The 17,406-nt window shown below is 68.6% G+C and carries 16 protein-coding genes; 7 read left to right on the top strand and 9 right to left on the bottom strand.

What is annotated here, in order from left to right:
* Nucleotides 1-74 precede the first annotated feature (74 nt).
* Entirely contained in the window at nt 75-434 is a 360-nt protein-coding gene (locus ACQCSX_RS14235; RefSeq protein ID WP_427015941.1) for a type II toxin-antitoxin system RelE/ParE family toxin, read from the top strand.
* Nucleotides 434-739, top strand: a complete 306-nt coding sequence (locus ACQCSX_RS14230) for a helix-turn-helix domain-containing protein (RefSeq protein WP_427015940.1) — start codon at nt 434-436, stop codon at nt 737-739. The genes ACQCSX_RS14235 and ACQCSX_RS14230 overlap by 1 nt, the downstream gene beginning before the upstream one ends.
* 127 nt (nt 740-866) lie before the next feature.
* On the opposite strand, the gene ACQCSX_RS14225 is transcribed toward ACQCSX_RS14230, so the two are convergent.
* On the bottom strand, nt 867-1,130 hold the full coding sequence (locus ACQCSX_RS14225) for a hypothetical protein (protein ID WP_427015939.1): 264 nt from the start codon (nt 1,128-1,130) through the stop codon (nt 867-869).
* 189 nt (nt 1,131-1,319) lie between these two features.
* Here ACQCSX_RS14225 and ACQCSX_RS14220 point away from each other — a divergent pair, with 189 nt between their 5' ends.
* A complete protein-coding gene (locus ACQCSX_RS14220) occupies nt 1,320-2,288 on the top strand; it encodes an MIP/aquaporin family protein (RefSeq protein ID WP_427015938.1) in 969 nt (322 codons plus the stop codon).
* A gap of 82 nt (nt 2,289-2,370) precedes the next feature.
* Nucleotides 2,371-3,525 (top strand): hypothetical protein, encoded by a 1,155-nt coding sequence (locus ACQCSX_RS14215; RefSeq protein ID WP_427015937.1) that lies wholly within the window; start codon nt 2,371-2,373, stop codon nt 3,523-3,525.
* A 68-nt stretch (nt 3,526-3,593) separates the two neighbouring features.
* On the opposite strand, the gene ACQCSX_RS14210 is transcribed toward ACQCSX_RS14215, so the two are convergent.
* From ACQCSX_RS14210 to ACQCSX_RS14200, 3 genes are all read right to left on the bottom strand, one after another.
* The gene (locus ACQCSX_RS14210; RefSeq protein WP_427015936.1) at nt 3,594-5,066 is read right to left on the bottom strand and encodes a TIGR01777 family oxidoreductase; all 1,473 of its coding nucleotides are present in this window, start codon (nt 5,064-5,066) and stop codon (nt 3,594-3,596) included.
* Nucleotides 5,067-5,244: 178 nt separating this feature from the next.
* Complete coding sequence (locus ACQCSX_RS14205) at nt 5,245-6,438, bottom strand: MalY/PatB family protein (RefSeq protein ID WP_427015935.1); 1,194 nt, start codon at nt 6,436-6,438, stop codon at nt 5,245-5,247.
* A 54-nt stretch (nt 6,439-6,492) separates the two neighbouring features.
* Complete coding sequence (locus ACQCSX_RS14200) at nt 6,493-7,320, bottom strand: helix-turn-helix transcriptional regulator (protein ID WP_427015934.1); 828 nt, start codon at nt 7,318-7,320, stop codon at nt 6,493-6,495.
* Between the two features lie 194 nt (nt 7,321-7,514).
* On the opposite strand from ACQCSX_RS14200, the gene ACQCSX_RS14195 reads away from it, so the two are divergent.
* Nucleotides 7,515-8,240: a carboxymuconolactone decarboxylase family protein gene (locus ACQCSX_RS14195; RefSeq protein ID WP_427015933.1), complete on the top strand. Its 726-nt coding sequence runs from the start codon at nt 7,515-7,517 to the stop codon at nt 8,238-8,240.
* Entirely contained in the window at nt 8,241-9,623 is a 1,383-nt protein-coding gene (locus ACQCSX_RS14190; RefSeq protein WP_427015932.1) for an MFS transporter, read from the top strand. It abuts the gene before it with no gap.
* 103 nt (nt 9,624-9,726) lie between these two features.
* On the opposite strand, the gene ACQCSX_RS14185 is transcribed toward ACQCSX_RS14190, so the two are convergent.
* The 5 genes from ACQCSX_RS14185 to ACQCSX_RS14165 form a co-directional block, all read right to left on the bottom strand.
* Entirely contained in the window at nt 9,727-10,773 is a 1,047-nt protein-coding gene (locus tag ACQCSX_RS14185) for a hydroxyacid dehydrogenase (protein WP_427015931.1), read from the bottom strand.
* Nucleotides 10,770-11,678 carry a carbohydrate ABC transporter permease gene (locus ACQCSX_RS14180; RefSeq protein WP_427015930.1) on the bottom strand — a complete coding sequence of 303 codons (909 nt, stop codon included), beginning with the start codon at nt 11,676-11,678 and terminating at the stop codon, nt 10,770-10,772. The genes ACQCSX_RS14185 and ACQCSX_RS14180 overlap by 4 nt, the downstream gene beginning before the upstream one ends.
* Nucleotides 11,675-12,598 (bottom strand): carbohydrate ABC transporter permease, encoded by a 924-nt coding sequence (locus tag ACQCSX_RS14175; protein ID WP_427015929.1) that lies wholly within the window; start codon nt 12,596-12,598, stop codon nt 11,675-11,677. Before ACQCSX_RS14175 ends, ACQCSX_RS14180 begins: the two co-directional genes overlap by 4 nt.
* 10 nt (nt 12,599-12,608) lie before the next feature.
* Nucleotides 12,609-13,937 carry an ABC transporter substrate-binding protein gene (locus tag ACQCSX_RS14170; protein WP_427015928.1) on the bottom strand — a complete coding sequence of 443 codons (1,329 nt, stop codon included), beginning with the start codon at nt 13,935-13,937 and terminating at the stop codon, nt 12,609-12,611.
* A gap of 97 nt (nt 13,938-14,034) precedes the next feature.
* Nucleotides 14,035-15,186 carry a substrate-binding domain-containing protein gene (locus ACQCSX_RS14165; protein WP_427019056.1) on the bottom strand — a complete coding sequence of 384 codons (1,152 nt, stop codon included), beginning with the start codon at nt 15,184-15,186 and terminating at the stop codon, nt 14,035-14,037.
* Between the two features lie 138 nt (nt 15,187-15,324).
* Here ACQCSX_RS14165 and ACQCSX_RS14160 point away from each other — a divergent pair, with 138 nt between their 5' ends.
* Nucleotides 15,325-17,382, top strand: a complete 2,058-nt coding sequence (locus ACQCSX_RS14160) for a DUF2264 domain-containing protein (protein WP_427015927.1) — start codon at nt 15,325-15,327, stop codon at nt 17,380-17,382.
* Nucleotides 17,383-17,406: the final 24 nt, after the last annotated feature.

Here is a 17,406-nt window from a genome sequence, read left to right as displayed (position 1 = left end):
AGTCGGCATTCTGGAAGGCTCCGCGGACTTGTTACAACCCTTGAGTTGTACAACTCTTGTGTTGTATTCTGTAGATGATGTGGAAAGTCGACGTAGGTCTGGTTGAGGCGTGGTTATCTGATCTGGCTGACGACTCCTATGCGCAGGTGATTGCCGCGCTCGAGTTGTTGGCTGAGCGCGGACCGCAGCTTGGTCGGCCGGTGGTGGACACGGTAGTGCGGTCGAGGCACAAGAACATGAAGGAATTATTGCGGCCGGGATCCAGCGGGCGGTCGGAACTCAGGGTGTTGTTTGCCTTTGATCCGCGGCGGCACGCGATTTTGCTGGTTGCCGGCGACAAGGCAGGGAACTGGGCCAAGTGGTACAGGACCAACATTCCGCTTGCCGATGACCTGTTCAACGATCACTTGAAGACTCTGAAGGGAGAGCAGTAATGGCTAAGACTATTGAGGAGATGCTGGCGAAGCGTCCCGTGGACCGGGCCGTCGTGGATGGCCACAAGAAGCGCATGCTCAACGAGCTCCGCGCCTACCGCCTGCGTGAACTCCGTGAAGCATCCGACTTGACCCAAGTTCAGCTGGCCGGGCGACTGCATGTCACCCAGAACCGGGTCTCACGGATCGAGCACGGTGACATTGACCGGGCCCAGGTCGATACGCTCCGGAAATACGTGGAAGCAATTGGTGGCCGCTTGCGCATCGAGGTTGAACTCGGCGACGAACGCATTCAGATCGCCTAAATTTCCCAGCCTGAAGACAAAAGCCTCACTGAACTATTCGCGCCGCGACGGGCGCCGCGCGCGCCGTCGGAAATCTCGCCGGTGTCCACCAACCCCGGCTCCATGGACCGGCAGTAGGTATCCCGCATCAGAGGCTCCCCGCAACGGCCCCGTGCAGTTCGCGAAGGTCCCTGAGCGTGAACGGTTCCACCAGCAGCCGGCCCGCGTCCGGCACCTCGGCATAGAGCACGCGGACATGGGACACGGCCTTGGCCACAATGTCGGCATGCCCATGCGGCAGTCCGGCCAGCGCGCCCGCCAGAAAGGGCGCCGACGGCGACGCCGGGGCCACGCTGACGCCGTCGTGGTCCAGCGCGGAGGCCAGCTCCCTGGACGGCACACTGTTGTCCACCCGGCCAGCTGGAACACTACGCACCCCCCTGATGGAGCTGGCATAGGACCCGCCCCGGTCCTTGAGCAGCCACCGGCGCGCGTTCTTGTGATTAATCAGACTAATTGCCTAGGTCAAACACTGCCTATAATTAAGGCGGTCTCATAGATCAAGAGACGTCGCCGTTGTCGACGACTTAAAGGGATCATCATGAGTTCAATAACCCCCCTCAGAAACGCAGTGCGCAATGGCAGCGGGCTCAAGCGAGCCGGCGGCATTTGGGGCGAACTGCTGGCCGAGTTCCTCGGCACATTTGTACTAATCGCATTTGGTGACGGTGTGGTCGCGATGGCCGTTGCGGCGCTGCCGGGCAGCGGACGCACCTCCTCCTCCACAACCATCTTCGATGCCGCCGGCGACTGGCTGCTCATCACCTGGGGATGGGCGCTGGCCGTGACACTGGCCATCTACGTGGCCGGAGGCGTCAGCGGGGCGCACATCAACCCCGCGGTGACCCTCGCCTTTGCGGTCCGCCGGAAGTTCGCCTGGAACAAGGTCGTCCCGTACATGGTGGCGCAGGTTGTAGGTGCGTTCGCCGGTGCAGCATTGGTGTACCTGGTGTACTTCAACGCCATCGATGCGCTGAACAATGCGCTCGGCACCACCAGGACCGGACCCAAAGGCGTCGTCACATACTCCATTTTCGCCACGTTCCCGGCCCCGTATTTCAATGGCAATCCCACTGGGCCACTCATTGACCAAATTGTCGGCACGGCATTCCTGGTCATGTTTGTTGTCGCTATCATCGACCTGCGCAATACCGCGGCCAAGGCCAACCTTGCCCCGTTCATCATCGGTTTGGCCGTGGCCGCAATCGGCATGTCGTTCGGCGCCAACGCGGGGTACGCCATCAACCCGGCCCGTGACTTTGGGCCGAGGCTGTTCGCGTGGATCGCTGGCTGGGGCGACATCGCCATGCCCGGCACCGTGGCCGGTGGATTCAGCTGGTACTTCTGGGTGCCGATCATCGGCCCCCTGATTGGCGGCATAATCGGTGTAGTGCTGTACGACTGGTTCATCGGCGACATCCTGCATGCGCGGGCGGCGATCGGCGAGCAGGCAGAGACCGGGCGCCGGGTCGCCCATGCTCCAGACGAAGGGGCGGCCTCCGAGGAGTAGGATCCATTTCCGGAACCACCGGTTCCCTGGCCCCTCCGCAGCGTGCAGGACGGTGCGGCCACTGATGGGCAAGAATGGACGCATGGAAATCGAAGCACTCATGGAGCAGGCGACAAAGCTCAAGGAAACTTTGGTCGAATACGCGACCTCGCCAGGGTTCGCCCGGCTCCTGTCACAGGCCATGGCATCGACTTCCCGGCTCGAATCGGGGCAACAGGGTCACTGGGCCGAGGCCGTCGAGGCGCTGCTTTATGAGCCCGGCACAGGGCGTGAACCGCTGCTCGACAGGTACCTGCGCACCAACAGGAACATTGCCCCGGAAGACCGGCTCGTCTATGAGGGCTGGCGGGACCGCAACGTGTACGGGGCATTCCGCGTCGACAAGCGCCGCGGCGCCGGACTTGCCCTGTACAACCTCATTGACGAGATGGACTACCCCACTTACGCCACCGTGGGGGCGGAGGCGATGGGCGCGGTCCCACGCGGTGGGTACATCGTGACGCGCCTGGTGCCGATGGGTGACATTTGGACCATCAGCGGAAACATCAGGATCTTCGGTCCGAAGGACCTTCCCGCCGTCCGGGCCCTCGCGGTTTCCCTGCTGGAGCACTTCCCGTCGCTGGTGTACCGGAACCCGGCGAGGGCCGAAAGCGCACGGACCTTGGTCCGGAAGCACCATGCTATCTTCGTGAAGCGTTTCGGTTCGCACGTGGTCCGCGGGACCGGCGCCGAGGCCATCGCGGCCTACCGCGGCTTCTTGGATGCCTGCAGCGCAGAGCTCGCCCCAGGGGATCCCGCCGCAGCAGGGCTGGTTCGTTCCGGCGAGCAGCTGGCACCGGACGAATCGTTCCCACCGGAGCTCGCACGCTCCGAGGACGTGGCGCTCTACCACCACCCGGTGAAATCCGTATCCTTCCTCGTCGCCTATGGACAGGTCGAGGACGCCCATCGCACCCCGCCGACAGACGCTGACGACCCAATCGCGGTTCTGGTCCGAGAGTTTGTGGAGGACTCCACCATCCCGCCGTATGTCCTGGGGGATCTCGCGGCCCGGTATCCGGACACAGTCGATGCCGTGTACCGGACGGCCCTCTCCCTGCCGGAATTCTCCTGGAAGCGCGACGGCGAGGACCTGCTCCGCCGGCACAAGCCGGACGGTTTCCGGGACACAGACCTTCCGGGCATCACCCAAGTGCCTGCCCTTCTGATGGACGAATACCTCCAGCGCGGGCAGTAGCCGATGGACTCCGGCATGGGCCGCTAGCGGCATCATCGCCAGGCCGCCGAGGACGTGCACCCGGCTGGTTACCGCCCGAGGACGTGGCGGAGGGCCTGTTCCAGGGCCCGGTGGCGGAAGCTGTAGCCGGCCGCCTCGATCTTCGCCGAGGACGCCCGCTGGCTTGCGCGCGCGAGCTCGCGGGCGCCCTCGGTGCCCAGGAGCAGCCGGGGGCCGAACGCCGGGACGGGCACGGCGGCGGGCCGGTGCAGCACCGTGCCCAGCGTCCGGGCGAAGTCCGCGGCCGTCACGGGCGCGGGCCCGACGCCGTTGACCGGGCCGGCGACGCCGTCGTCGAGCACCGCGTGGGCGTAGATGCCCGCGATGTCGTCGGCACTGATCCAGCTCTGCCACTCGCTCTTGCCCAGGCGCCCGCCCACGCCGGCCAGGTAGAGCGGCAGCAGCTGTTGGAGCATTCCTCCGGCGGGTGTGAGTACGAGGCCGGTGCGCACGTTCGCCACCCGGACGCCCGCGCTGCGCGCCGGGATGCAGGCATTTTCCCAGTCATGGCACACCTGTGCCAGAAAATCATGGCCCGCCCGGGAATCCTCGGTGAGCGGCCGCGGATTGGGGTCGCCCGGGTGCGGCGAGGCCCCGTAGTAGCCCACGCCGGAGGCGGACACCAGGGTCCGCGGGACGCCGTCGGACGCCAGCCCGGCCAGCGCCCCGGCCAGCAGGGAGGTGCCGGCGAGCCGGCTCGAGCGGATCAGCTCCTTTGTCTTGTCCGTGAACCGCCCGCCAATGGTGTGGCCCGCCAGGTTCACGACGGCATCGCAGCCGCGCAGGTCCTCCGGGTCCAGGGCGCCCGCGGACGGGTCCCAGAAGATCTCGCCCACGCCGCGCACCTGGCGCCGGACCAGGCGGAGGACACGGTGTCCGCCACCGGCGAGCAGGGCGCAGAGCTGGCGGCCGATCAGCCCGGAGGCCCCGGACACGGCAATGGTCTTGGCCGGGCCGGTGTGGGCGGCATGGAACTGGAGATCGTCGAGCAGCTGGCGCTCCCGGTAGGCAAAGATCCGCTCCAGTTCGCGCTCCAGCGCCCGCTCGGCGATGCCCTCCGGGACATTGAGCAGCGGCGAGGACGGCAGCAGCCGGTACTCGACGCTGTCCTCCATCACGGTGCCGCCGGATCCGTTGTCGCGGAAGGTATGCGTATGCTCCCACCGGGCCAGCGGACCGGACTCCATCACATCGGTGAAGCCCTCCCCGGGCGCCAGCCTGGTGTGGCGCGCATGCCAGACCAATTCGGGGCGGAGGGTGGCCGGCACGCCCAGCACCTTGGCCGCGAGGGACGCCGTGGACCCCAGCCACATGCCCAGCGCGCCCGGGGCGCCGATGCCCAGCGCCGCCGTCGAGCCGACGGCCAGTCCGTTGGAGGGTTCCCGGCGGGTGCTGCCCGCAAACGGCGGGTTGAGCCGGACCAGCGCGCCGGGCCGGGCGAACCAGGCGAAGACGTCCGCGCGGGGGTGGGGAAGCTCAGTGGTGTACCGAAAAGTGCCCATGCTCCATCGTCCCACCGACGGGCGCAGCGCGGGGGTCTCGGCGGGCTCGACCAGCTCGACCAGCTCGACCAGCGGGGCCGACGGTCCATCCCCTCCAGGACGCCGAAGTGGCGCCGTCCTGGAGGGGGTTGGGCGTCGCCGGTGCAGTGGGGTGACAGGCTCGACCAGCGGGGCGGGCCTAGCGGCTCTCCACCAGCTCGCGTGCGGTGGAGCCGTGCTCGGCCAGGGCAGCCTTCATGCGCAGGATGATGTCCTCCAGGATGGGCCGCGGGGTGGCGAAGTTGATCCGCACCTGTCCGCTGGCCGCGCAGTCGGCGCCGTCGGTGAACGCGATGCCGGCATGCTCAAAGAAGAACTCGGATGGGTGGTCGCCCAGCCCCAGCCCCCGGCAGTCCAGCAGCGCCAGGTATGTGCCCTGCGGCATGAGGTACCCGACGCCGGGCAGGTGCTCGGCCACCAGCTCGCCCAGCAGGCGCCGGTTGCCATCCAGGTACTCCACGACGCCGTCGAGCCAGGGCGCACCGCCGGTGTAGGCGGCGATGTTGGCGGCAACGCCGGGGTTGCTGGCGCCGTGCTCCGGGATCAGGCCCACCTTGTCCCAGACCTCGACGTCGGCGGCGTTGCTGAGGATCAGCTGGGCCGTCTTCAGGCCGGGGATGTTCCAGGCCTTGGACGCGGAGGTCGCGGTGATGGTGTGGCGTGCCGCCGCCTCGGAGACGGAGGCGTACGGCACGTGGACCGCCCCGGGGAACACCAGCGGTCCATGGATCTCGTCCGAGAACACCCGGCCGCCGTGGCGGGCGACGATGTCGGCAATGCGCACCATCTCCTCCACGGTGTAGACCTTGCCGATCGGGTTGTGCGGGTTGCACATGATGAGCAGGCCGCCGCCGTCGACGAACGCCTGCTCCAGGGCGGCGTAGTCCATCTCCCACGATTCCCCGGTGCGGACCATCGGGACCTCGATGATCTCGCGCCCGGCCAGGCCCGGCAGCTTGAAGAAGGGCATGTAGGCAGGGGTGGGCAGCACGATCTTGGACCCGGCGGGCGAGAAGTGCTCCATGGCCGCCTGCAGCCCCGCCAGCACATCGGCCAGCGGACGGATGTTCCCCGCGGGGACCTCCCAGCCGTAGTTGCTGCGATAGTACTCGCTGCAGGCCTGGCCCATGGCCGCGCCAACACTGGGCGGGAGGTAGCCAAAGAATCCGCTGGCGGTGCCCGCGCTGATGGCGGCGGTGATGGGGCCGGCGATGCCGAAATCCATCTCGGCCACAAAGGCACCGACGTGCTCCGGGAACATGGACCATTTCAGCCCCCCGATCCCACGCAGGGCATCGACGGTGATGGCATCAAAATCGTGGGTAGCGCTCATGTTGTTCCCTCCAGGAAGCGTGTCGCGGCCGCGTGTGCGGCCCGGCGGCGCGGCCTACTTGCCGCTTGCCGCCACCGGTTCGCCGTCGTCGCCGCCATGCTCGGCGGCCTCATCGGCGGCGTTGATTTCGTTCAAATAGTTGTAGATGGTGAAGCGGGTGCAGTTCAGCGAGGATGCGATCATTTCCACGGCGTCGCGGAGCAGGAACATCCCGCGCGCCTTGAGGTTCCTGACCACCTCCACCTTGTGCGTCTTGTGCATCAGTTCCACGGGGACGCCCGTCTCTGCAATGGCCTGGCACATCAGCAACGCCGCGAGCTCGTCCACATCCTTGACGAACACCTCGCCCAGGTCGGCTCCGCCGTGCGTTTCCGTTTCAAGGACGACGGCGGCCGGCGGGGCCACGGCCCCTGCCACCGGCGGGTTGGCGCCCACCATCAACGAGGCAATGTGGGCCACCGACTGCCACACCGAGATGTCGGAATTGATGCAGAAGGCCGCCACGGCATTGCCGGAGACGTCGCGGATGATCATGGTGGAGGACTTGAGCCGGCGGCCGTCAGGCAGCTTGGTCTCGTAGCCCACGGTGGTTTCGAAGTGCCCCGAGGAAAGTCCGCGCAGCAGCAGGTCCGTGGCCGGATCCCCCACCCGCCGGCCCGTCACGTCGCCGTAGACGGCCACGATCGAGTTGGGCAGCAGGCTCAGATCGTGCAGCACCACCTCACTGGAGGCGGGCAGCGAACGCCCAATGGGTTCAACGAGCTGTGAAAAAACCGCCAGGAGGCGTTCCCCGTCGACGGTCTGCCGGGGCGGCCGCTCCAGGCCCATATCGGACCCCTTGCTCCCGCCGTCGGAAATATTCCTCACCTTGTTGCTGGCCATGCCGTCACTCCCTTGAATTCTGGTGGCTTGTTTAGTCCATTGTGCCTCCCATCACCGCGGCCGTCTCCACAGTGTTAGCCAGTACGTCGACATTGTCAACGAACTGTTGCAACTTTCAAATTTTCATTGACCCAATGGGGGCGCGGGTGGCTACCGTGGCGTGGACAACGCACAACCAGTTGAGGAGAAATGCCATGTCCAGCATCGAAGCGCACTACCACCACCCCTCCGACATGAAGAACCTGGCCACGCTGCGCCGCCATACGCCGGAGTCCTTCCGCGCCTTTGGCGCCTTCGACGCCGCGGCCCTGCACGCGGAATCCAACACCATTCCGCGCAAGTACCTCGAACTGATGGCAACCGCCGTCGGCCTGACCACCCAGTGTGTGTATTGCATCGAGGGCCACGTCCGGGCCGCCACCCAGGAGGGGGCCAGCACCGCGGAAGTCGCCGAGACGGTGATGATCACCGCCGCCCTGCGCGCCGGCGGCGGACTGGTCCATGGCCGCCACGCCCTGGCCCTGGCCACCGCTCCGGCCGAGGGCGCCGGGGACCAGGCCGAGGACCACAAGGCCCGCGGCATGGCTGCGCTGCGCCGCGGTGCGCCGTCGGCCTTCAACGGCTTTGTCCAGTTCAACAAGGCCGCCCTGCACGGGGAAAACAACACCATCAGCCGCAAATACACCGAGCTCATTGCCGTCGCCGTGGCCCTGACCACCCAGTGCATGGACTGCATCGCGGCGCACACGGCCGCCGCCCAGACCGAGGGCGCCACGACGGCCGAGCTGGCAGAGACTATCTTTGTAGCAACGGCCCTGCGCGCCGGGGCCGGCGTGGCCCACGGAATGATGGCCCTCAAGTTCCACCTGGACGAGGCATCCGCGCAGGCCGAAAACGAGAAGGAGAGGACGAGCGCCTAAATGATGCCGGCCAAACGGAAACAGCTGGTGCTGGTGGCGGGCCAGCTGCTCTCCGGCGTGGGGGTGGCCTCCGGGGTCGCCGTGGGCGGCATGCTGGCCGAGGAGCTGACCGGCACCGCCGCGGCGTCGGGCTTTGTCCAGACCGCCTCCACGCTGGGGGCCGGGCTGGTGGCCGTGCCGCTGGCCAAGCTGGCCGTGCGCTCGGGCCGGCGTGCGGCGCTGAGCACCGGCTTTGCCCTCGGCGCGGTGGGTGCCACCCTGGTGCTGCTGGCCGCCGCCCTGGGCCAGTTTTGGCTGATGGCCGCCGGCATGCTGTTCTTCGGATCGGCGACGGCGGCGGGGCTCCAGGCCCGCTATGCGGCGGTGGACGGCGTGCCCACGGCCAAGGCCGGACGGGCGATGTCCATCGTCATCTGGGCCACCACTGTGGGCTCGGTGGCCGGCCCCAACCTCTCCGAACCCGGGCGCCGGCTGGGGGCTCTGCTGGGCATGGTGCCCCTCGCCGGGCCGTTCCTGTTTTCGCTGGCGGCCTTCGCCACGGCGGCCCTGGTGATGGCGGTGTTCTTCCTGGGCGCCCCGCGGCCGCAGCCGGGCGGGAGTGGCGCGGCCGGGGGTGGCACGGCCGGGAGTGGCACGGCCGGGAGTGGCACGGCCGGTGGTGGCACGGCCGGGGGTGCCGCGGGCCCCTCGGCGGGCGCCTCGGCCGGCCCAGCGGCCGGGAGTGCCGCCGTCGCGCCTCCTGCGCGGCACGGCACCTGGGCGGCCCTGCGGATTGCCGCGCGCAATCCGCGCTCCCTCTTTGCACTGGCCGGCGTCACGGGCGGGCACATGATCATGGTGGGCGTCATGGTGATGACCCCCGTGCACATGAACCACCACGGGCATTCGCTGCAGATCATTGGCATTGTGATCAGCCTGCACATCCTGGGCATGTACGCCGCCAGCCCCGTCTTCGGCTTCCTGGTGGACAAGATCGGCGCCGCGCGCGTGGTGCTGCTGGGCTGCGGCATCCTGCTGGTGGCCATCGTGTTGGGCGCGCTAGGCTCCGACACCGCCGGGCCGGTGCAGCTCTCGTTCGCACTGGTCATCCTGGGCCTGGGCTGGTCCGCCTGTCTGATCGGGGGCTCGTCGCTGCTGAGCCAGTCCGCCCCGGCGGAGATCCGCGTGCCGCTGCAGGGCGCCAACGACATGATGATGAACTTCGGCGCGGCGGGCATGGCGGCGCTGGCCGGTCCCATCCTGGCCGCGGGCGGGTTCTTCTGGGTGAACATGATGGCGCTGCTGGTGCTCTTCCCCGTGGTGCTGCTGGGCCTGCGGGCACGGTCGGCGCGGTTCACGGCCACCCCGGTTGCCCTCGAGCCGGACCGTTCCGCGCAGCGCTGACTCACACCCGTGCGCAGGTGCTGCTCCTGCCCACGGGTGCACGCCAGCTGTGCGCACGACGGTGCGCGGCACAAGTGCACCGCCGACGGCGGTTAAGTGCTGCTCAGGCGCTGCGGGCGAGCTCCCGGGCCGTGACCGGATAGCGCAGCGGCAGGCCGGCGGCCGCGCGGCGCGCCTCCTGAAGTGCGTAGGAAGCCAGCCGGCCCAATTCCACGCCCAGCGATCCGGCGATGTGCGGCGTCAGCACCACGTTGGGGTGGCCGTACAGCGGATCGCCGGCGTCCAGCACCCAGGGCGTGGTCACGTCCAGCACGGCATACAGGTCCCCCCTCCCGATCCGCCGCGCCAGCGCCGCCTGGTCCACCAGTGCACCGCGGGCGGTGTTGATGAACGTGGCGCCGGGCCGCATGGCCTCGATCCGGGCCTCGTTGAGCAGGTGGTGCGTCTCGGGCAGGTCCGGCGCGTGGACCGAGACCACGTCGGCGGCGGCCACCAGCTCGTCCAGCTCCACCAGCTCCACGCCCAGCCCAGCGGCCCCCGCCGGGGAGAGGAAGGGATCCGCCACCAGCACCGTGACGTCGAACGGGCGCAGCAGCTCGATGACCCGCCGGCCGATCCTGGATGCGCCCACCAGCCCCACCGTCTTGCCGAAGTTGCCCATGCCCGGGAACAACGCCTCCGGGTCCATCGCCGCGCGCCCGTCCTGCAGCTGGCTGGCCAATTGCAGCACGCACTTGTTGGCCAGCAGGATCATGGCCAGGGTGTATTCCGCCACCGGGATCGAGTTGGCCTCGGCAGCGGTGCTGACCTGGATGCCACGGTCCCAGACGGCGTCGGTGATGTGTTCCTTGACGGAACCGGCGGCATGGAGCGCAAACCGCAGCTTCGGTGCCCGCGCCAGCACCTCCTCCGTCAACAGGGGTGCGCCCCAGCCGGTCAGCAGCACCTCGACCTGCGGCAGCAGGGCCTGGGCCAAGGGTGTGTCAAAGCTGGACAGCGGCTCGGGCGAGAGCAGTTCCAGGCCCTCGCCCAGGGCAGCCAGGCGCGACGGCGGGAAGATCCGCGCCGCCACATCCGGGGCCATGGCCAGCGCCACCTTCAATGGGGCGGCGGGCGCCGGGGCGGACAGCGGGCCATCGGCCAGGCTCATTTCACGCTCCCCGCGGTCAGTCCGGACTTCCAGAAGCGCTGCAGCAGAATGAACGCCGCCAGCAGCGGAAGGATGGAGAGCATGGAGCCCGTGATGACCATCGGGTAGAAGTGCGGGAACGCGTAGGCCTGGCTGCTCCAGGAGAAGATGCCCAGCGAGACCGGGAACAGCTTCTCGTTGGAGAGCATCACCAACGGCAGCATGAAGTTGTTCCAGATGCCCACGAACTGGAACAGGGCGATGGTGACAAAGCCCGGCATGATCATCGGCAGGCCAAGCGACACGAAGCTACGGATGGGGCCCGCCCCGTCCACCCGGGCCGCCTCCAGCGTCTCGCCGGGGACGTAGGCCTGGCTGTAGACGCGGGCCAGGTAGACGCCAAAGGGGTTGGTCAGGGCCGGGATCAGCACCGACCACACCGTGTTGGTCATGCCGATGTTGGAGGCCAGCAGGTACAGCGGCAGGACGGTGGCGGTGTTGGGCACCAGCACGCCCAGCAGCACAAACGAGTACCACTTTTCCTTTCCGGGGAAGGAAAACTTGTCGAAGGCGTAGCCCGCGGCCACGGAGACCAGGGCACCGAACACCGCGCCAAATCCGGCATAGAGGACGCTGTTGAGCATCCACAGCCCAAACACGCCGCCGCCCTCGGCGAAGACCTGGCGGATGTTCTCCCCGAGGGAGAAGTCGCCGAAGGACAGCGCGCTGGTGGCGTAGAGGTCCTGCAGGTTCTTGGTGGAGGCGAAGACCAGCCAGAGCAGCGGGAGCACCATGTAGGCGCAGCCCACAATCAACAGGCCGTTGACGGAGAACGACGACGCCGAGGGCCGCCGCTTGGCGGGCCGCGGAGCGGGCCGGGGCACCCGGGCGGGTGCCGCCGTCTGTGGTTCCAGGACGATGCTCATCCCTTGGTGCTCCTTGAGGTCAGTTTGGTGACCACGAACGACAACGTGGCGGCCAGCAGCGCGATGATGATCGACGCGGCGGCTTCATTGAGGTTGTGGCGGTTGAAGGCGGCATCGTAGGCCCACATATTGGGCACGTACGTGCTGGTGACGGAGGCCGTCGCCGCGTGCATCATGGTCGGTTCGGTGAACAATTGCAGCGTGCCGATGATGGTGAACAACATGATCACCCCCAGGGCCGGGAAGATCAGTGGCAGCTTCACGCTCAGGGCGGTCCGGATGCCGGAGGCGCCGTCCATGACGGCAGCCTCGATGACCTCGCGGGGCACCGCCTGCAGCGCCGTGAACAAGATGATGACGTTGTAGCCGGTCCATTCCCACACCGAGACGTTCACGATGGCGGGCAGCACCAGGTGCGCGTCGAAGAAGTTCAGTTCGATCCCACCGCCGGCCGCGGCCTGCACAATGGGGCTGATGCTCGGCGTGTAGAGGTAGATCCAGATCAGCGCAGCGATCACGCCCGGGACGGCGTGCGGCAAGAACAGCAGCAGCTGGAACAGCTTCCGCGCCCCGCCGGCCGCCGCGTCGAGCAGCAGGGCCAGCACAAGGGCGGTGCCCACCATGGCCGGAATGTACATCAGGCAGTACAGCGCCAGCCGGCCCAGCCCACCGGTGAAGGTGTCCGAGGCCAGCACGGACAGGTAGTTCCCGAGGCCGACGAAGACTGTCTTCGCGCCGCCGAAGCCCAGCCCGGAGGACTTTTCCGTGAAGAAGCTCAGGTACACGGCGTAGCCGATGGGCGCCAGCATGGTCAGCGCGAACAGCGTGAAGAACGGAGCCAGGAAGATGGCGGCCGCCCGCCCGCCGGCGCCGGGCTGGCGACGGCGGACGGGGCGGCGGAGCGAATCGGTGCGGGTCATGGCGGGAGTGCTAATCCGCCACGGACAGGCCGCGCGCCTTCAGGGCGTCGATCGTGGCCTTGTTGGCGTTCTTGATGCTGTCCGAGATGGTCTGCCCGGAGGTGACCTTGCCGAAGCCGTCCTGGGCCGGCGTCAGAGTGGCGGCGATGTCCGGGCCCCAGTTCCAGCCCGGGAGAACGGCGTCGGAGGCCTTCTGGTAGACAGCGTAGATGTCCTGGCCACCGAAGTGCGAGGCGTCGAAGGCGCCCTTGGCGATGTCGGACAGGCCCGGGTAAGCCAACCAGGCGGAGCCGCTGTTGCCGCGCGCCTTCACGGCGTCGGGGCTGGTGCTCATCCACTCGGTAAAGACGGCCGCGGCCGCGGGGTTCTTGCTGTCCTTGGTGATGGCGAACGTCGATCCGCCCAGCATGGCGTTGGCCGGCTTGCCCCAGTTGGGGAGCTCGGCCACGGCCCACTTGCCTTCCTGGCCCTTGGTGCGGGAGATGATGCCGGTAGCGCTCCAGGAGGCACCGACGACGCCGACAACCGTCGACTTCTGCAGGTCCTGGGACCACTCATCGCTGAATGCCTGCTCCACCTTGACGATCTTCTCGTCGATCATGCGCTGCCAGAAGTCGGCCACCTTGGCGGTGGCGGGATCGGCCAGGTTGACCTTCCAGCTGTCGCCGTCGACGCCGAACCACTTGCCACCGCCCTGCCAGGCCAGGCCGGCAAAGACGTTGGCATCGTTCGGGTAGAACGAGGCCAGGTAGGCGTCGGGGTTCCTGGCCTTCAGCGCCTTGCCCGCGGCCTCGAACTCGTCCCAGGTGGCGGGGGCCTTGGCCACGCCGGCGTCGGCCAGCACATCGGTGCGGTAGTAGAAGGCCATGGGCGGGGCGTCGTAGGGCATGGCCCAGGACTTGCCGCCCAGCTTGACCAGATCGGTGATCTGGCCAGGGAACTTGCCCAGCACGTCTTCGCCCAGGTAGTCGGAGATCGGCTTCAGGTTGCCGGCCGCGGCGTAGCCGGACAGGTAGCCGTATTCGATGGTGGCCACGTCCGGGGCGTTGCCGGCCTGCAGCGCGGTGCTCAGCTTCGCGTAGCCGCCGCTGTTGCCCGACGGGGTCACGGAGTAGCTGACCTTGATGTTCGGGTGCGTCTTGTTGAACTCGTCCACCACCGGCGCCATGTTGGTGACCGAAGACCAGAAGGAAACCTCGCCACTGGCGTCCTTGAGCGACGGCAGCGACGGTGCCGCGGTGGTCTCCTGGGTCTGTGCACCAGCCGCGCCGCAGCCCGTCAGCAGAAACGCTCCTGCGACGACGGCTGCACCGAGCTTCCTTGCCCGCATCCTAAACATGTGACTCTCCTCATAAGAAAACGATGATGAGGTCCATCACAATGTTCAGGTCATGGCCGGGCCAAGCCAATCATGTCCGAACAAACAATATAGAACATCACGGCTTCGCGGCGGAGACGGGGCGGCCGGTGGATTCCCTGGTCCGCAGCGTGGGCAGCAGCCGCATGCGGCGCAGCGCCCGGGGATGGCCCTTCGCCTCATCCAGGATCCGTTCGCAGCACTGGCCCATCGCCGTGTACCCCACCTCGTATTTGGGCGGGGACACGGCACTCAGCGGCACGGCCGCAAGCGCCGCCACCTCGTCGTCGTAGGCCACAATCGATAGGCCGCCCGGCACGGTGATGCCCCGCTCAACGGCCCGGATCTGCACGGCGGTGGCGTCCTCGTCGGTGTGGACCACCAGCGCCCGGGTGTCCGTGGCCAAGCACTCGTCCAGCAGCCGGTCGTAGTGGGCGGTGTCCACGGCTTCGCCCGCGGCGGGCCGCGGCAGCCGGACGTGCAGGAACCCCGGCTCCAGCACCGAGCGCGCGGCGGCGCGTTCAAAACCCTCCTGCAGCCACGGCGTCGTCGGGCTCCCGGCCCGCGCCGCCAGCCCCACCCGGCGGTGGCCTAGCGAGGCAAGGTGCGCAATGGCCATCTCGGCACCCGCTACATGGTCGCTGCGGACCTCATCCAGCGCCAGCGACGCCGCCACCTCCCGCAGCGACCGCTCCACCACCACCACGGGGATGCGGGCATTGGCCAGCAGGTCCAGGGTGGGCGTCCCGCCCAGCTGTGCCTCGCTGGGCGTGACGAGCAGACCGTCGACGCCACTGGCGATGAGCCGTTGGATCTGCCGGCCCTCCTCCACGCCGGAGTAGTTGGAAATGCCCAGCACCAGGCGGGCGTCGAAGCGGCGCGCGGCGTCCTGGGCCCCGCGGATGATCTCTGGGAAGTAGTACGACGCCGACGGCGCCACCATGCCGATGGTCATCAGCGCGCTCCGCGACCGACCCCCTCGGCCGGCCTGTGTACCGCCGGCGGCGGCCTGGCCGGGGCTTCCGGGCCGGGTCCCGGCCTCCGGCTCGGGAGCCAAGGCAATGGCTCCGCCGTGGGTGCGCTTGAGCAGCCCGCCGGCCTCCAGCGTGGCCAGGTCGCGCCGGACCGTCATGGGGGCCACACCCGCCCGGGCCGCGAATTCGGTCACCGTCACGGCGCCGTGCAGGCGGATCTCCCGCAGCAGCCGTTCATGGCGTTTGTCGGCAATCATGGCAGCCACCCGTTCGATAATGTTCGCTTTCCCCAATTTGAATTGTTTCGAACATAGTCTTGTTCCATGGCCGGAGGCAACACTTGCCCACCGTCCGGCCAGCCCTGCCCCGTTCGACGCGAGCAAACAGAGGTAACCGTGGACTTCCCCGCCCCCAACATGCAGTTGAGCCCCACCACCGGCTGGACCCGGGGGCACTGGCTGCATTTTGCCGACACCCAGCTGCTGGCCGTGCGCCCCTATGCCTCCGCAGACCGCTCGCTCATCACGCTGCCGGGGCGCCCCTCCAGTTCCGGGGAGCTCTCCGACGGCCTGGAGGGCTTTGCCCGCACATTCCTGCTGGCCGCCTTCCGGGTGGCGGGCGAAGACGGCGCGGATCCGCACGGGCATCTGGCCCGCTACCGGCAGGGGCTGCTGGCCGGCACGGCCGGTGGATGGCCGCCCATCGTGACCCGGTCCCAGCCCATGGTCGAGGCGGCCTCGATTGCCATTGCCCTGCATCTGACCCGCGAGTGGCTCTGGGACACCTTGGAGCCCGCCGGGCAGGACCAGGTGGCCCGCTGGCTGGACGGCTCCTCCACCAGCGAGGCGAATGGGAACAACTGGGTGCTGTTCCAGGTGGTGATCGCCGAGTTCCTGGCCGGGGTGGGACGGGAGCACAATGCCGCGCAGATCGAGTTCGGCCTGTCCCGGATGGAGGATTGGTACGTCGGCGGCGGGTGGTACCGCGACGGCGACGGCGATTTCTTTGACTACTACTGCGGCTGGGCCATGCACCTCTACCCGCTGCTGTGGCTGCGGATGTTGGCCGGGCGGGACCCGCAGCGGGCCGCGGAGCTGCGGGCACGCTATGTGGAGCGGCTCGAGGCGTTCCTCCCCGACTACCTGGGCTTCTTCGGCGGCACCGGATCCCCCGTCTACCAGGGCCGCTCGCTGATCTACCGCTATGCGGCGGTGGCCCCGCTGTTCATGGCCGAGCTGGCCGGTGCGCGCTCCCCGCTCTCCCCCGGACAGGTGCGGCGCATCGCCAGCGGTGCCGCACGGTTCTTCGCCGACGGCGGCTCGTACCCCGGGCCCGACGGCGGACCCGTCGCCGGCGGGCCAAACGCCGGGCCGGGCCTGCCCACCCTGGGCTGGCAGGGCGAATTCCTGCCCCTCGTGCAGAGCTACTCCGGCCCCGCATCGCCGTTCTGGACCAGCAAGGCCTTCGTCGGACTGCTGCTGCCGGCCGACCACCCGGTCTGGACCGCCGTCGAACAGGCCTCCCCGGTGGAACGGGAGGACCGCACGCGCGTGGCGCCCGGGCCCAACTTCCTGCTGGCCGCCACGGCCACGGACGGCATTGCCCGCGTACTGAACCACGGCAGCGACAAGTACTACGGCCCCGGGGCGGAGAACGTGGAGTACAGCCGGCTGGCCTACTCCAGCCACACGGCCCCCGTGTACGATCCCCGCGGCCCGCTGGACAACCACATCGCCCTGCTGGACGCGTCTGGCGCCCCGTCGGTGCGGATGCGTATCCACCGCCTGCCCGCTGCCGCGGGTTCGGTGGCCAGCTATTACCGGCCCGTCTGGGACGGTGGGGACGAGGCCCTCTCGCCGTGGAGCATCGCCACGGCCACCACCTCCGCCAGCGGCTGCGAGCTCCGGCTCCATCTGGTCCAGGGGCCCGCGCTTGACGGATTGGACGTCGACGGGATGGACGCCGACGGCGGGCCGCGCACCTCAGGCGTCGGCACGCCGGGCATCGTCCGCGAGGGCGGCTACGCGCTGGCCGCCGACTCCCCCATCGCCGGGCCCGTTGGGGGACCCGGCGGCGGAATGGGAGCGGGCCCTCTTGACGGCACCGGTGCGCCCACGGGTGCCGGGGCGGCTCCCCCCGGGGTGTCGGTAACCGACACCCCCGCCGACGGCTCGACTCCCGGACTGCACAGCAGCATCTGGCCGCTGGCCGGCTATACCGCGGCGGGAACACGCTCGTCCGAGGGCTTCTCCCCGCTGGGCGTGCACAGCACCGTTCCCTATCTGGAGGGTGAGCACCGCGGCGGGCGCACGGTCTTTGCCTCGCTGGTGCGTCTGGCCGGCACCACCCCGTTGGCCGGTCCGGCGGATGTTGTGGTGGACGACGACGGGCAGACCGTCACGTGCACAGTCACCTGCTCCAACGGCCTGGTGCTGTCCACCACCCTGGCGTAGAGGGGCCCGGGCCTGGCGCTGGTT

The organism is Pseudarthrobacter sp. P1 (assembly GCF_050156935.1).
Taxonomy (GTDB): Bacteria; Actinomycetota; Actinomycetes; order Actinomycetales; family Micrococcaceae; genus Specibacter.
The sequence above is the reverse complement of the archived record's forward strand: the minus strand, read 5'-3'. Positions and strand labels throughout refer to the sequence as shown.

Excerpts from the sequence above, each read along its gene's own strand:
- ACQCSX_RS14235 (WP_427015941.1), top strand. The coding sequence starts at position 75 with ATGATGTGGAAAGTCGACGTAGGTCTGGTTGAGGCGTGGTTATCTGAT.
- ACQCSX_RS14195 (WP_427015933.1), top strand. The coding sequence starts at position 7,515 with ATGTCCAGCATCGAAGCGCACTACCACCACCCCTCCGACATGAAGAAC.
- ACQCSX_RS14230 (WP_427015940.1), top strand. The coding sequence starts at position 434 with ATGGCTAAGACTATTGAGGAGATGCTGGCGAAGCGTCCCGTGGACCGG.
- ACQCSX_RS14215 (WP_427015937.1), top strand. The coding sequence starts at position 2,371 with ATGGAAATCGAAGCACTCATGGAGCAGGCGACAAAGCTCAAGGAAACT.
- ACQCSX_RS14210 (WP_427015936.1), bottom strand. The coding sequence starts at position 5,066 with ATGGGCACTTTTCGGTACACCACTGAGCTTCCCCACCCCCGCGCGGAC.
- ACQCSX_RS14175 (WP_427015929.1), bottom strand. The coding sequence starts at position 12,598 with ATGACCCGCACCGATTCGCTCCGCCGCCCCGTCCGCCGTCGCCAGCCC.
- ACQCSX_RS14180 (WP_427015930.1), bottom strand. The coding sequence starts at position 11,678 with ATGAGCATCGTCCTGGAACCACAGACGGCGGCACCCGCCCGGGTGCCC.
- ACQCSX_RS14170 (WP_427015928.1), bottom strand. The coding sequence starts at position 13,937 with ATGTTTAGGATGCGGGCAAGGAAGCTCGGTGCAGCCGTCGTCGCAGGA.
- ACQCSX_RS14165 (WP_427019056.1), bottom strand. The coding sequence starts at position 15,186 with ATGATTGCCGACAAACGCCATGAACGGCTGCTGCGGGAGATCCGCCTG.
- ACQCSX_RS14200 (WP_427015934.1), bottom strand. The coding sequence starts at position 7,320 with ATGGCCAGCAACAAGGTGAGGAATATTTCCGACGGCGGGAGCAAGGGG.
- ACQCSX_RS14205 (WP_427015935.1), bottom strand. The coding sequence starts at position 6,438 with ATGAGCGCTACCCACGATTTTGATGCCATCACCGTCGATGCCCTGCGT.
- ACQCSX_RS14185 (WP_427015931.1), bottom strand. The coding sequence starts at position 10,773 with ATGAGCCTGGCCGATGGCCCGCTGTCCGCCCCGGCGCCCGCCGCCCCA.
- ACQCSX_RS14190 (WP_427015932.1), top strand. The coding sequence starts at position 8,241 with ATGATGCCGGCCAAACGGAAACAGCTGGTGCTGGTGGCGGGCCAGCTG.
- ACQCSX_RS14220 (WP_427015938.1), top strand. The coding sequence starts at position 1,320 with ATGAGTTCAATAACCCCCCTCAGAAACGCAGTGCGCAATGGCAGCGGG.